The sequence below is a fragment of the Mesorhizobium sp. M1409 genome (genome assembly GCF_040317535.1).
GTDB lineage: Bacteria > Pseudomonadota > Alphaproteobacteria > Rhizobiales > Rhizobiaceae > Mesorhizobium.
In genome coordinates, this window is record NZ_JAMYKV010000002.1 from 271,231 (window position 1) to 283,112 (window position 11,882).

At 60.7% G+C, this 11,882-nt stretch carries 12 protein-coding genes; 9 read left to right on the forward strand and 3 right to left on the reverse strand.

What is annotated here, in order from left to right:
* Nucleotides 1–84 precede the first annotated feature (84 nt).
* Both NKG99_RS02870 and NKG99_RS02875 read left to right on the forward strand, forming a co-directional pair.
* Nucleotides 85–381 (forward strand): SDR family oxidoreductase, encoded by a 297-nt coding sequence (locus NKG99_RS02870; protein ID WP_352863926.1) that lies wholly within the window; start codon nt 85–87, stop codon nt 379–381.
* 112 nt (nt 382–493) lie between these two features.
* On the forward strand, nt 494–1,408 hold the full coding sequence (locus tag NKG99_RS02875) for an alpha/beta fold hydrolase (RefSeq protein WP_352863928.1): 915 nt from the start codon (nt 494–496) through the stop codon (nt 1,406–1,408).
* A gap of 81 nt (nt 1,409–1,489) precedes the next feature.
* Here the strand turns inward: NKG99_RS02875 and NKG99_RS02880 are convergent, their stop codons facing one another.
* Entirely contained in the window at nt 1,490–2,347 is an 858-nt protein-coding gene (locus tag NKG99_RS02880) for an alpha/beta fold hydrolase (protein WP_352863930.1), read from the reverse strand.
* Between the two features lie 152 nt (nt 2,348–2,499).
* Between NKG99_RS02880 and NKG99_RS02885 the strand changes: the two genes are divergently transcribed.
* A complete protein-coding gene (locus NKG99_RS02885) occupies nt 2,500–2,928 on the forward strand; it encodes a MarR family winged helix-turn-helix transcriptional regulator (protein ID WP_352863932.1) in 429 nt (142 codons plus the stop codon).
* A gap of 148 nt (nt 2,929–3,076) precedes the next feature.
* On the opposite strand, the gene NKG99_RS02890 is transcribed toward NKG99_RS02885, so the two are convergent.
* Both NKG99_RS02890 and NKG99_RS02895 read right to left on the reverse strand, forming a co-directional pair.
* On the reverse strand, nt 3,077–5,068 hold the full coding sequence (locus NKG99_RS02890) for a putative bifunctional diguanylate cyclase/phosphodiesterase (RefSeq protein WP_352863934.1): 1,992 nt from the start codon (nt 5,066–5,068) through the stop codon (nt 3,077–3,079).
* A 289-nt stretch (nt 5,069–5,357) separates the two neighbouring features.
* Nucleotides 5,358–6,398: a class I SAM-dependent methyltransferase gene (locus NKG99_RS02895; protein WP_502910943.1), complete on the reverse strand. Its 1,041-nt coding sequence runs from the start codon at nt 6,396–6,398 to the stop codon at nt 5,358–5,360.
* A gap of 311 nt (nt 6,399–6,709) precedes the next feature.
* Here NKG99_RS02895 and NKG99_RS02900 point away from each other — a divergent pair, with 311 nt between their 5' ends.
* From NKG99_RS02900 to NKG99_RS02925, 6 genes are all read left to right on the forward strand, one after another.
* A complete protein-coding gene (locus NKG99_RS02900; protein ID WP_352863938.1) occupies nt 6,710–7,351 on the forward strand; it encodes a 50S ribosomal protein L25/general stress protein Ctc in 642 nt (213 codons plus the stop codon).
* Between the two features lie 23 nt (nt 7,352–7,374).
* The gene (gene pth / locus NKG99_RS02905; protein WP_352863940.1) at nt 7,375–8,100 is read left to right on the forward strand and encodes an aminoacyl-tRNA hydrolase; all 726 of its coding nucleotides are present in this window, start codon (nt 7,375–7,377) and stop codon (nt 8,098–8,100) included.
* Between the two features lie 91 nt (nt 8,101–8,191).
* Nucleotides 8,192–9,295 carry a redox-regulated ATPase YchF gene (gene ychF / locus NKG99_RS02910; protein WP_352863942.1) on the forward strand — a complete coding sequence of 368 codons (1,104 nt, stop codon included), beginning with the start codon at nt 8,192–8,194 and terminating at the stop codon, nt 9,293–9,295.
* Between the two features lie 233 nt (nt 9,296–9,528).
* Entirely contained in the window at nt 9,529–10,497 is a 969-nt protein-coding gene (gene corA / locus NKG99_RS02915) for a magnesium/cobalt transporter CorA (protein ID WP_352863944.1), read from the forward strand.
* Between the two features lie 127 nt (nt 10,498–10,624).
* Complete coding sequence (locus NKG99_RS02920) at nt 10,625–11,101, forward strand: MaoC family dehydratase (protein ID WP_352863946.1); 477 nt, start codon at nt 10,625–10,627, stop codon at nt 11,099–11,101.
* Entirely contained in the window at nt 11,098–11,568 is a 471-nt protein-coding gene (locus tag NKG99_RS02925; RefSeq protein WP_352863948.1) for a MaoC family dehydratase, read from the forward strand. The genes NKG99_RS02920 and NKG99_RS02925 overlap by 4 nt, the downstream gene beginning before the upstream one ends.
* Nucleotides 11,569–11,882: the final 314 nt, after the last annotated feature.

Sequence of the window (11,882 nt, forward strand, 5' to 3'; positions counted from 1 at the left end):
CGGAATTGATACGAGGGCGCGGCATTTGCTGCGCCCTCTTTGATTCTTTCACCATACGCCGGGTGAAAAGCCGTTAGGAGATTAATGAAGGCTCCGCGCCAGGAAGGCAATCGCCATGTCCAGACTGAAAGGCAAGGCCGCATTGATTACCGGCGGCATCGGCACGGGCGCGGCATCCGCGCCAATGTGATCAGCCCCGGCCCGATCGACACGCCACTCAACGACAAGCTTGGGCTGGACCCCGAAGCGGCGAAGGCGCGCGCGAAAGCCGTCGTCGGCCTGGTACCTGCCGGCCGTTTCGGAACCGCCGAGGAAATTGCCAATGCGGTGGTGTTTCTTGCCTCCGACGAATCCCGTTCATGGTCGGTGCGGAAATGCTGATCGACGGCGGCTTAAGCATCGCCTGACAGCAGAAAGGCACCGCCTGACGGCGGCTTGTCAGCCGCGCGCTGTAGACTGTAGGTTTGGTTACTCAATGTCTCTGGAGAATGATATGCGCAAGATCGTGTTGGCCGTGTTGGGTGTGCTTCTTGTTACCTTGCCGGCTACGGCACGCATCGTTGCTTTTCCACCGGGTTTCAAGACGCGGTCCGTCGAAACCAATGGCACCAAACTCTATGTGCGCGTAGGCGGAAAGGGTCCCGCCGTCGTGCTGCTGCACGGCTTTGCCGATACCGGAGATATGTGGGGCGCGGCAGCGGCCGCACTTGCGAAGGATCATACCGTCGTCGTGCCGGATCTGCGCGGCATGGGTCTGTCCGCTCACCCGGAAGCGGGCTACACCAAGAAGAACCAGGCCGTCGACATCGCCGGGGTGATGGACGCGCTTAAGATCGACAAGGCTGACCTGGTCACGCACGACATTGGCAACATGGTCGGCTATGCGCTTGCCGCGCAATATCCCAAGCGCATCACCAACTGGGTCATCATCGATGCGCCGCTGCCCGGAATCGGCGACTGGGAAAAGATCAAGCAAAGCCCGCTGCTTTGGCACTTCAACTTCCGCGGCCCAGACATGGAGCGGCTGGTCGCGGGTCGCGAGCGCATCTATCTCGACCGCTTCTACAACGAGCTGTCGGCCAACCCCAAGAAGATCGACGAGGCAACGCGCGGTCACTATGCCAAACTTTATGCCCGCCCGCATGCGATGCATGACGCTTTCGAGCAGTTCAAGGCCTTTGACCAGGACGCGATCGACAACCAAGCGATGCTCGCCGCCGGCGGTAAACTGACCATGCCGGTGCTGGCAGTTGGCGGGGAAAAATCCGCCGGCACCACGCAGGCCGATATCCTGCGGCTTGTTGCCACCGACGTCACGGGCGGCATCGTGCCCGACTCCGGTCACTGGATCATGGAGGAAAACCCCGACGCCACCGTCAAGCTGATCACTGGTTTTCTCGCCAAATAGGCACTGTCCCGCGGACATTTCGATGAAAGCACAAAGCACCCGCCTGACGGCGGGTGCCTTTGTCTATCTAACTGGACGATTCTAGGCCTTGAAGAACGCCAGCAGGTCGGCATTGATGACATCGGCATGGGTCGTGGCCATGCCGTGCGGGAAGCCCTTGTAGACCTTGAGCTCGCCCTTCTTGAGCAGCTTGATCGTCAACAGCGCCGAGTCGGCTATTGGGACGATCTGGTCGTCGTCACCATGCATCACCAGCACAGGCACGTCGATCGCCTTCAAATCCTCGGTGAAGTCGGTTTCCGAGAAGGCCTTGATGCAGTCGTAGTGCGCCTTGGTGCCGCCCATCATGCCCTGGCGCCACCAATTGTCGATGACCCCTTGAGAGACCTGCGCACCGGGTCGGTTGAAACCGTAGAACGGACCGGCCGGAATGTCGCGAAAGAACTGGGCGCGGCTGGCTGCCTGGGCGGAGCGGAAGCCGTCGAAAACCTCGATCGGCAGGCCGCCGGGATTGGCCGCGGTCTTGAGCATGATTGGCGGCACCGCGCCGATCAGCACCGCCTTGGCGACACGGCCACCCGAGCCATATTGAGCGACATAGCGCGCCACCTCACCGCCACCGGTCGAATGACCGACATGGATGGCGCCCTTGAGATCCAGATAAGTGGCCAGTTCCGCGACATCGGCGGCGTAGGTATTCATCTCGTTGCCGATATCCGTCTGGGTCGAGCGGCCGTGACCGCGGCGATCATGGGCAATGACACGGTAGCCTTGTGACAGGAAGAACAGCATCTGGGCGTCCCAGTCGTCGCTGCTCAATGGCCATCCATGATGGAAGACGATCGGCTGCCCGGTCCCCCAGTCCTTGTAGTAGATTTGCGTCCCGTCCTTGGTGGTGATCGTGCCGCTGCCGGAGCTGGGCTTGGTGTGCGAGGTCATCTCAATCTCCGTTCTGTTGTTCTCGCGATAAACAATATCGCGACAACGAAATAGATAGCGCAACCCAAAACTCCTGTCTATAGAGATGTATATCGCGATATCATTTTTCGTGGTATCGAATTAATGGTCGTGTCGGCAAGAAGGAATTCGCCGTGCCTCTCCCGTTGGACAATCAGCTCTGTTTCACGCTCTACGCCACCAGCATGGCGATCAACCGCACCTACAAGCCGATGCTGGATGAGATGGGGATCACATACCCGCAGTACCTCGTGCTCAACGCGCTGGCAGAGGCGGACGGCATGTCGGTCGGCACGGTCGCCCACCGGCTCGCCCTGGAATCGAGCACCGTCACGCCGCTGGTAAAGCGAATGGAGCAGGCCGGACTCGTGACCCGCCAGCGCAGCCAGGTCGACGAGCGCCAGGTGCAGGTCGATCTGACCGCGGCCGGGCGCGCGCTGCTGGTCCAGTGCAACTGCCTCAACGAAACCTTGATCGAGCGCTCAGGGATGACGGTGGGCGAGCTCGACGCGCTGAACCGGCAGATCCAGGCACTGCGCAACGCGTTGAGCGGTGGCCGGTAGCCCGGCCCGCCTCGTTAACGGCCGGCGGCGATCAACAGGCGCTGGAAACGAGCGCGGTTCAAACTTCAGCTTTTGACCCATGGTGGGTCACGCAGCGGTCCGAGCCAAACGTCGGGAACAAGCCACAGTGCCACCGCCCGCACCGTCATCATGCGGACTTAAGCACGGCAAATGGGCGTTTGCGCATGGCCCGCTTTGCCTGGAAACTGACGGCGGGGGCGGGACGGCCGACATGAAAGCCCTGGACCTTGTCTATGCCGAATTCGCGCATGAGAGCCATCTGTTCGTCGGTTTCCACCCCTTCGACCAGGATTTTGTGGCCGCGATTTCGAACCAGCGTAATAATGTCCTGGAGCATTGCCTTGCCGTTGGGGGCGCTGCAGTCGTGCAGGAACGAGCGGTCGATCTTCACCGTATCGAAATCGATCAGGCGAAGCCACGAAAGGCCCGCGAAGCCCGTCCCGAAGTCGTCAAGCCAAATCTTGATCCCGAGCAGCTTCAGGTCGCTGATGCAGCGAAGAATGTCCGAATGCATCTCCATCTCCAGCCCTTCGGTGATTTCGAAGGCCAGCCGGCTGCCAGCGACGCCGGTCTCGCCCAGAATGGTCGCGACAGACGTTGCGAAACCGGGTGTCTTGAGCTGGATCGGAGAGACGTTGACACTGACGACACGGACGTGGTCGTCCGCAAGGAGCTCGGCGCACACCGTTCTTATTGCCCAGCGCCCTAGTTCCAGGATCGCGCCGGTTCGTTCCGCGACGGGAATGAACAGGCTCGGCGGAACCGATGTACCGTCCAGCATTTTGAGGCGCATCAGAGCCTCTACGGCTTCGACCCGGTCCGTTTTGACATCCTGGATAGGTTGATAAACGAGTGAAACGAGGTTCTGGCCGATTGCGATCTTCAGCAAAGCCGCAATGTTCTCGCTCTCGTCGCTGCTCTGGGGATCGGTTGGGTCGAACAGCCGGGCACAGTTTCGGCCGCCGGCTTTTGCCAGATAGAGTGCGCGATCAGCCTCGTGGATGATCTTCTCCAGCTTAGCCCCGGTCTGCGTCCTGGTGAATGCAGCGCCAACGCTCACCGTCACGATCGAGACGCCGTCGCGCCGCAGCTCGTGGGTGAGCGCCAGGTTCTCCACCGTGCTGCAAATGGCTTCCGCGATCTCCAGGATCTGCTCTTTGTTCTCCACGCGAGCCAGGATAATGAACTCTTCACCGCCGTAGCGGCCGATGGAGCCATTGTACCGCCTGATCATTTCGCTAAGGGCATTGGCGACATGGATCAGGCAGCGATCGCCTTCCTGATGGCCGTAGCAGTCATTGAACTTCTTGAAGAAGTCCACGTCGATGAGGATCGCCCCAAAACTGGTGCCAACCTTTTGCCAATCATTCCAGTAGTCCCGCAGCTTCTCGTCGATCGCCCGCCGGTTCTCCAGACCCGTAAGCGGATCGGTCCGCGACAATCTCAGCAGGGCCTTACCGCGTTCGGTCGCCTCGTTGTGTTGGATCTTGGCTTCCAGGGCGTTCAGGAAGACGTTGTAGCGCTCCTCATTCAGTTTCCAGTTCACATACGAGGTGAATGTGAAACAAGAAATGTAAAACGTGCCCATTGCGATCTGATAGGAACCGGTCGCTGGAAACAAATACAGAGCGACGAAGAAGGCCATCAGGACTATGCCCGACGACACAATTGAAAGAAGAAACTGGAACCGGAAGAACAGGTTGGCACCCATCATGAAGATCGCGCCAAAAATCATGAAATAGGAGAAATTCTGGGCATATCCGGTCATGATTGCCGGAACCAGCCAACCTACATAGCCCGAGACCAGGGCCCCCGCGCAGGCAAACTCAACTGACTCCGTCCTGAAATTCATGCGAGACTGTATTTCGACGACGGCAAGCGCCGTCACGCTGACCGCGAAGCGGGCGGCGATCGTGTAAGCGGCAACGTCCGGAATCAGCAGTATGTCGATGATGGAGAACTGCAGATAGACCGCGACCGCGAGCCAAAGCCCCTGCCGGGCAGCCTTTCTGCGGGCATGCTCACCTTCCTGTCGGTAGAGCTGGCGCACTTCCGACCAGGTCTCTTCCCTTTGCTGAGGGACATCGTCCTCAACCACATCGGCCAACGTGTGGGTCATGTACCGATCCTAGTTTCGCCCGGCCAAACAGGAATTCACCGCCCTGCCTTCAATCGATGGCCCGATTTCCGCATCGCAGCCGCGCCAAGGCTCCCAAGATCAGCACCATAATGCATCGCGCTTACGGAATGTTTCGCACGATACATACAACTTTCCTAAATTAAGATTGATGACCGCTGCCCGATTGTCCTCCTGAAGTCACGGTCTAATGACGGACTGTGAGCTTCGACAAGCAACATCTTCGTCGACCCACCGCTAAACAAGCACCGAAGCCTGAATCCCAAGGGGATCACACTTTCCGGACTTTGCCGTAAACGATGTTTCGGTTTGATCCATGGAAGACTTCAGCTTCGACATGATTCATGTCGACCGCGCCTTTGATGATGTCCCACATATCGTCAGCCGAACGCAGGATCAGCGGCCAATCCATGAAGGTTTCCATGTAACCGTCCGTCGTGATCTCGTCGCTGAAATTGGCAAAAAGGAATTCGCCACCGGGCTTGACCATTTCCATGGCGCGTTGAAACAGGCGGATGCCAATGGCCGCCGGCAGGTAATCATAGAGACCCGACGCATAGACGAGATCAAACGTGCCAAGTTTGTAGGCGCGGCGAAGAATGCCACGCACGGAGCCATCCACCGCCTCGACCGCGGTACCGGCCAGATCGCGGTTGACGATGGCTACGCTGATCGGGTCCTGGTCCAATCCGATCCAGCGCTTTAATTTTCCCCCGGCGAGCGCCTCGGAGAGTTCCGCTTCGCGAAGATGGCCGCAGGCAATCGCAAGCACTTCGGCATTCTCGACCCGAAGGGCCGTTTCGTCCACCGTTCTGGCGAGAATGTCGCGACGCTCGCGTCCAGCCGCGGAACTCGCTGCCTCGCTGGTGTAGGCGTAAATCTCCCGGCCAAGCGGGGTCGAAGAAGCCACCTCCTGGTCTGCGCTGGGGTGCTTGTAGTAAATGTCCAGCAGGCTCGCGTCGCCCGAATACCCTCGCGGCTTTTCGAACGACCAGCGCGTGAACGGATCCTGCATCAGATACTCTGCAACGCGATGCTGCTGGGCCAACGGAATGAGTTGCTGCCAGATAGCGGGAGCGGAATGCCTGCGAAGCTCGTGGAGCCGGCCCGCTAAACGGTCGACTACCAATCCAGCCGGCCCCTCCCTCCTGAACGCCTGGTAAGCAAGATCAAGCACAAGTGCGAGTTCCGCGGATCGCTCTTTCAGTTCGCCCGCATCGACAATATCGGGCGACGTCCCGCGATGCCTCTTGACCAGTTTCGACGTTATCAGGCTATGCTCGTCGAGCTTCGCGTCCATGTTTCGCGCCATACAGCATCCCCTTGGTCACCGGCACCGACTAATAGACACTTAAATGATACTAAATATTTTAATTAAGGTTTAACCAATGGGCTAGATTCGGCATTCGCCCGGAAATGACATGAGGCCGGAATTTCAGGCGCACTTCTGCCGATTGCCTTTGGCTTGCGCCTCCGGCCGCCTTCCGCTATAGAGCCGCCACCCGCGTAGACACCCTTGGAGGCAACGCGGCGGAAGGCCGCCTCACCCGGCGGCTTTCGACGTTTACGGTCCAGGCACTCTGCCAACCGTGAGCGCTCCAGAACAAACCGAAAGGAAATGCCATGAGCCACGACACTTACGAGCTCAAGGCCGAAGCACGCGAACAGGTCGGTAAGGGGTCCGCCCGTGCAGTTCGCCGCAACGGTAAAGTGCCTGCAGTAATCTATGGTGACAAGCAGCCTCCCCTGGCTATCGCGCTCACCTACAAGGACATCTACTACAAGATCCATGGCGGCGGGTTCCTGACCACGATCGCCACGATCGATGTCGACGGCAAGAAGATCCAGGTCCTGCCGAAGGACTTTCAGCTCGACCCGGTCAAGGATTTCCCTGTCCATGTCGACTTCCTGCGCATCGGCAAGGACACCCAGGTCAATGTCGACGTGCCTGTCCACTTCATCAACGAGGACAAGTCGCCCGGCATCAAGCGCGGCGGGGTGCTCAACATCGTGCGTCACGAAGTCGAGTTCCACTGCCCGGCCAATGCGATCCCGGAATTCATCACCGTCGATCTCACCGGCGCCAACATTGGCGACTCGATCCACATCTCGGCGGTCAAGCTGCCAGCTGGTGTGAAGCCTGTGATCTCCGACCGCGACTTCACCGTCGCGACCATTGCCGGTTCGTCGGCGATGAAGCCGGAGGCGGAAGAGACGACTGAAGTGGCTGCACCTGAAGCGGCTCCCGTCGCCGAAGAGAAGTAACTCTTTCACGCCCGGAGCAGGCGATGCTGCTGTTTGCAGGTCTCGGCAATCCGGGCGCGAAATATGCCAACAACCGCCACAATGTCGGTTTCATGGCGGCGGACGCAATCGCCCGCCGCCATTCCTTTTCGCCCTGGTCGAAGAAGTTCCAGGGCCTGATTTCTGAAGGCACGCTCGGCGGCGAAAAGATCGTCCTGATCAAGCCGCAGACCTTCATGAACCTGTCCGGCCAGTCGGTCGGCGAAGCGCTGCGCTTCTACAAGCTCGAGCTTTCCGCACTCACTGTCTTCTATGACGAGATCGACCTTGCCGAAGGCAAGCTGCGCATCAAGACCGGCGGCGGCGCCGGCGGCCATAACGGCATCCGCTCGATCGACGGCCATGTCGGCAACGCCTATCGCCGCGTGCGCATCGGCGTCGGCCATCCCGGCATCAAGGAAATGGTCCAGCACCATGTGCTCGGCGATTTCGACAAGGCCGACCGCGAATGGCTCGAACCGCTGCTCGCGGCAATCGCCGACAATGCCGCGATGATCGCCAAGGGCGACGAATCCGGCTTCATGAACAAGGCCAGCCTCGCCGTCCAGGGCAAGGGCGGCGCGGAACCGGAAAAGCCGGCGCCCAAGCAGCAGGCCACCAAACAGCAGAGTCACATCCGCCAGGCACGCCCGCAACAGGCCCCCGCCAAACTGCCTGAGACCGGCCCGATGGCCGCCATGCTGAAGAAGCTGTTCGGCGGCAAGGACTGAGCGGGATCGGCGCCACGGGGCTTGACGTTGATCACCCCGATCGCCCATAGCCCTGATCAAATTTCTATTTTCCCGATAGGACCGGACAAAAATGGGTTTCAAATGCGGCATCGTTGGCTTGCCCAACGTCGGCAAATCGACGCTTTTCAACGCGTTGACCAGGACGGCGGCGGCGCAGGCCGCCAACTATCCGTTCTGCACCATCGAACCGAACACCGGCGAGGTCGCGGTGCCCGACCCGCGCCTGCAGAAGATCGCCGCCATCGGCAAGTCGAAGGAGATCATCCCGACCCGCATCTCCTTCGTCGACATTGCCGGCCTGGTGCGCGGCGCCTCGAAGGGCGAAGGGCTGGGCAACCAGTTCCTCGCCAACATCCGCGAGGTCGACGCCATCGTGCATGTGCTGCGCTGCTTCGAGGATGACGACATAACCCATGTCGAGGGCCGCATCGACCCCGTCGCCGACGCCGAGACGGTCGAGACCGAGCTGATGCTCGCCGACCTCGACAGCCTCGAGCGCCGCATCGTGCAATTCCGCAAGCGCGCCGGCAGCAAGGACAAGGAAGCGACGACCGTGCTGCCGATGATGGAGGCAGCGCTCGAGCTTCTGCAGGCAGGCAAGCCGACCCGCATCCTGCTCAAAGGCATTTCGGCGGAAGACCTGCGTATTCTGCAGGGCCTGAACCTTCTGACCTCGCACCCCGTGCTCTATGTCTGCAACGTCGCGGAGGCCGACGCCGCCACCGGCAACGAACACACCAGGGCCGTCGAGAAGATGGCCGCCGCGCAGGGCGCCGGCACCGTCGTCATCTCGGCCGCGATCGAGGCCGAAGTCGCCCAACTTTCGGACGAGGAGGAGATGGAGTTCCTGTCTTCGCTCGGCCTCGACGAGCCCGGCCTGAACAAGGTCATCCGCGCCGGTTACGAGCTGTTGCAGCTTATCACCTATTTTACCGTCGGGCCGAAGGAGACGCGGGCCTGGACCATCCACAAGGGCGACAAGGCACCGCAGGCGGCCGGTGTGATCCACACCGACTTCGAACGCGGCTTCATCCGCGCCCAGACCATCGCCTACAATGATTTCATCACGCTTGGCGGCGAAGTGGCGGCCAAGGAAGCCGGCAAGGCGCGCGACGAAGGCAAGGAATATGTCGTCCAGGACGGCGACATCCTGCTGTTCAAGTTCAACACCTGACGCCTCGATCGGCCGGGTGTCCAAAACATCCCGGCGGGCTATCCACGAAGGTTTTATCGACGAGGTTTTCCGAGCTCCCGGTGCTCATACGCCGGACAGCCGCTTGTCTTGATTTTGTCACGTCACAGGTTTAAGCGGCAGGCACGCGGCCGGCGCTGGCGCCGAGAACCGTGCAATCCGAAACAGCGCGTCAATCCGAACGCACCCTTTGGCCCCAGCAAGGGAGACCGGCGATGATCAAGGCCTTCGTCGTGGACAATGATCGGCTGCGCGCCGTCGATGACCTCTTGCAAGACAATGTCGTCTGGGCCGACTTGCTCAACCCGACCAAGGAAGAGGAAGCGGCGATCGAGACCTGGCTCGGCGTTGCCATTCCGACGCGCGAGGAGATGGAGGAGATCGAGATTTCGAGCCGCCTCTATGTCGAGGACGGCGCCTATTTCATGACCGCCACGCTGCCCGCCCAGACGGAAATCGACGATCCGCTGATGTCGCCTGTCACCTTCGTGCTCGCCGGCACCAGGCTGATCACCGTGCGCTACCACGAGCCGAAGGCCTTCAAGACCTTTCCGCAGCGCGCCGAGAAGGTGGCGACCGGCTGCACCAGCGGCGACACCATCCTCGTCGGCTTGCTGGAGGCGATCGTCGACCGCCTCGCCGATATTCTGGAACGCGCCGGCCGCGACATCGAGGCGATCTCGCGCGACATCTTCGAGGCGCGGTCGACCAAGGTTTCCAAGCGCAATCGTGACTTCCAGGAACTCCTGAAAGCCATCGGCCGCAAGGAGGACATCGCCTCCTCGATCCGCGACAGCCTGATCTCGCTGCAGCGCCTGGCCGGGTTTTTCGCGCATGCCTCGACCCGCACCAAGATGAGCAAGGACACCAAGGCGCGCATCAAGACGCTGTCGCGCGACGTGCTGTCGCTCGCCGACCATGCCACCTTCCTGTCGCAGAAGATTTCCTTCCTGCTCGACGCCACGCTTGGCATGATCTCGATCGAGCAGAACGCCATCATCAAGATCTTCTCGGTCGCCGCCGTCATCTTCCTGCCGCCCACGCTGGTCGCCTCGATCTACGGCATGAACTTCGACGTCATCCCCGAGTTGAAATGGGAACTGGGCTACCCCTTCGCCATTGCCATGATGGTGCTGTCGGCGATCCTGCCGTTCTGGTATTTCCGCCGCCGCGGCTGGCTCTGACCCGCTTGTCAAAGGCCGTGCAGCCAGGGTCTGGCGTTATAGAAATCTCTTGACCAAATGGACCGCGGCCTGCATCCGGAAACCTGGATCCATAGGGATCGCGGGTTCGTGAGCCGGATTTCAGACCATGACTGCAAAACCAAAAACCTGGGCCTATGAGGATTTCGTCGAGGGCGCGTCGCTCGATCTTGGCTCGAAGCTGGTGAGCGCCGCCGAGATTGTCGAATTCGCCACAGAATTCGACCCGCAGCCGATGCACCTCGACGAGGAAGCCGGCAAGGCCAGCATTCTGCGCGGGCTGGCCGCCTCGGGCTGGCACACCTGCGCCATGTTCATGCGAATGCTGTGCGATGCGTTCCTGCTGGACTCCACCTGCCAGGGCGCACCCGGTGTCGACCACGTCAAATGGAAGAAGCCAGTCCTGGCCGGCGACCAGCTCACCGGCACCCTGGTGGTTGTTGCCAAGCGCCTGTCGAAATCGAAGCCGCAACTCGGCTTCGTGACAATGCGCGGCGAGATGTTCAACCAGCGCGGCGAAAGCGTCTTCGAGCTTGAGAATTCCGTCATGTTCCTCACGCGCGATGCCGCGGGGGGCCAAGCATGACACTGGACGAATTCTTCCGCATCGGCACCACCGTGACGCTCGGCTCGCACACATTCGAGCCCCAGGCGATCAAGGCTTTCGCCCGCAAATACGACCCGCAAATCTTCCATATCGACGAGGACGCAGCGAAGAAGAGCGTGCTCGGCGGGCTCTGCGCGTCCGGTTGGCACACGGCGGCGATCTGGATGAAGCTCAATCTCGAAAACCGCATGGATGCCGAGATTGCCGCGTGGAGCGGTCCCGGTCCGATGCCGGAATTCGGCCCCTCGCCCGGTTTCAAGAACCTGAAATGGCTGAAGCCGGTCCATGCCGGGCAAACCATCACCTTCACGCGCACCGCGCTGTCGCACCGCCCGATCGCCTCACGCCCCGGCTGGCGGCTGCTGGCGCTGCGATGCGAGGCTTTTGAGTCGACCGGCGACATGGTCCTGGAGTTCGAAAGCGCGGTGCTGGTGAAGACGGAGTGAGCGCTCTTCCCTTCTCCCACAAGGGGGCTAGCGTGCGCACACATTTGCTTCGGGGTCAGTTTGGTTTGGCAAGGGCGAAGCCGTCTGCGATGGCGTGGAAGCGCGTGAGGCCGTTGCAGAAGGTGATGGGCCCCGGTGGTCGCTCCTTTGCATAGCCGTTCCAGCCTCCCAGACGCGCGATACACCAGGCCGCCCATGCGAGGCTGTGTGATGGATGCGGGTTCTTCTGCCTCGAGATTGTCGATCAGCCTTTCGAGAACGGTGACCTCGGTTGAGCCGAAGAGGCGAGCCGCCTTGACGGTGTGGCCAACTGC

Bases quoted from the DNA above. Each gene is read 5' to 3' on its own strand.
- NKG99_RS02880 (WP_352863930.1), bottom strand. From the start codon at position 2,347: ATGACCTCGCACACCAAGCCCAGCTCCGGCAGCGGCACGATCACCACC.
- ychF (WP_352863942.1), top strand. From the start codon at position 8,192: ATGGGTTTCAAATGCGGCATCGTTGGCTTGCCCAACGTCGGCAAATCG.
- NKG99_RS02875 (WP_352863928.1), top strand. From the start codon at position 494: ATGCGCAAGATCGTGTTGGCCGTGTTGGGTGTGCTTCTTGTTACCTTG.
- NKG99_RS02925 (WP_352863948.1), top strand. From the start codon at position 11,098: ATGACACTGGACGAATTCTTCCGCATCGGCACCACCGTGACGCTCGGC.
- NKG99_RS02870 (WP_352863926.1), top strand. From the start codon at position 85: ATGAAGGCTCCGCGCCAGGAAGGCAATCGCCATGTCCAGACTGAAAGG.
- NKG99_RS02900 (WP_352863938.1), top strand. From the start codon at position 6,710: ATGAGCCACGACACTTACGAGCTCAAGGCCGAAGCACGCGAACAGGTC.
- NKG99_RS02890 (WP_352863934.1), bottom strand. From the start codon at position 5,068: ATGACCCACACGTTGGCCGATGTGGTTGAGGACGATGTCCCTCAGCAA.
- pth (WP_352863940.1), top strand. From the start codon at position 7,375: ATGCTGCTGTTTGCAGGTCTCGGCAATCCGGGCGCGAAATATGCCAAC.
- NKG99_RS02895 (WP_502910943.1), bottom strand. From the start codon at position 6,398: ATGGCGCGAAACATGGACGCGAAGCTCGACGAGCATAGCCTGATAACG.
- NKG99_RS02920 (WP_352863946.1), top strand. From the start codon at position 10,625: ATGACTGCAAAACCAAAAACCTGGGCCTATGAGGATTTCGTCGAGGGC.
- corA (WP_352863944.1), top strand. From the start codon at position 9,529: ATGATCAAGGCCTTCGTCGTGGACAATGATCGGCTGCGCGCCGTCGAT.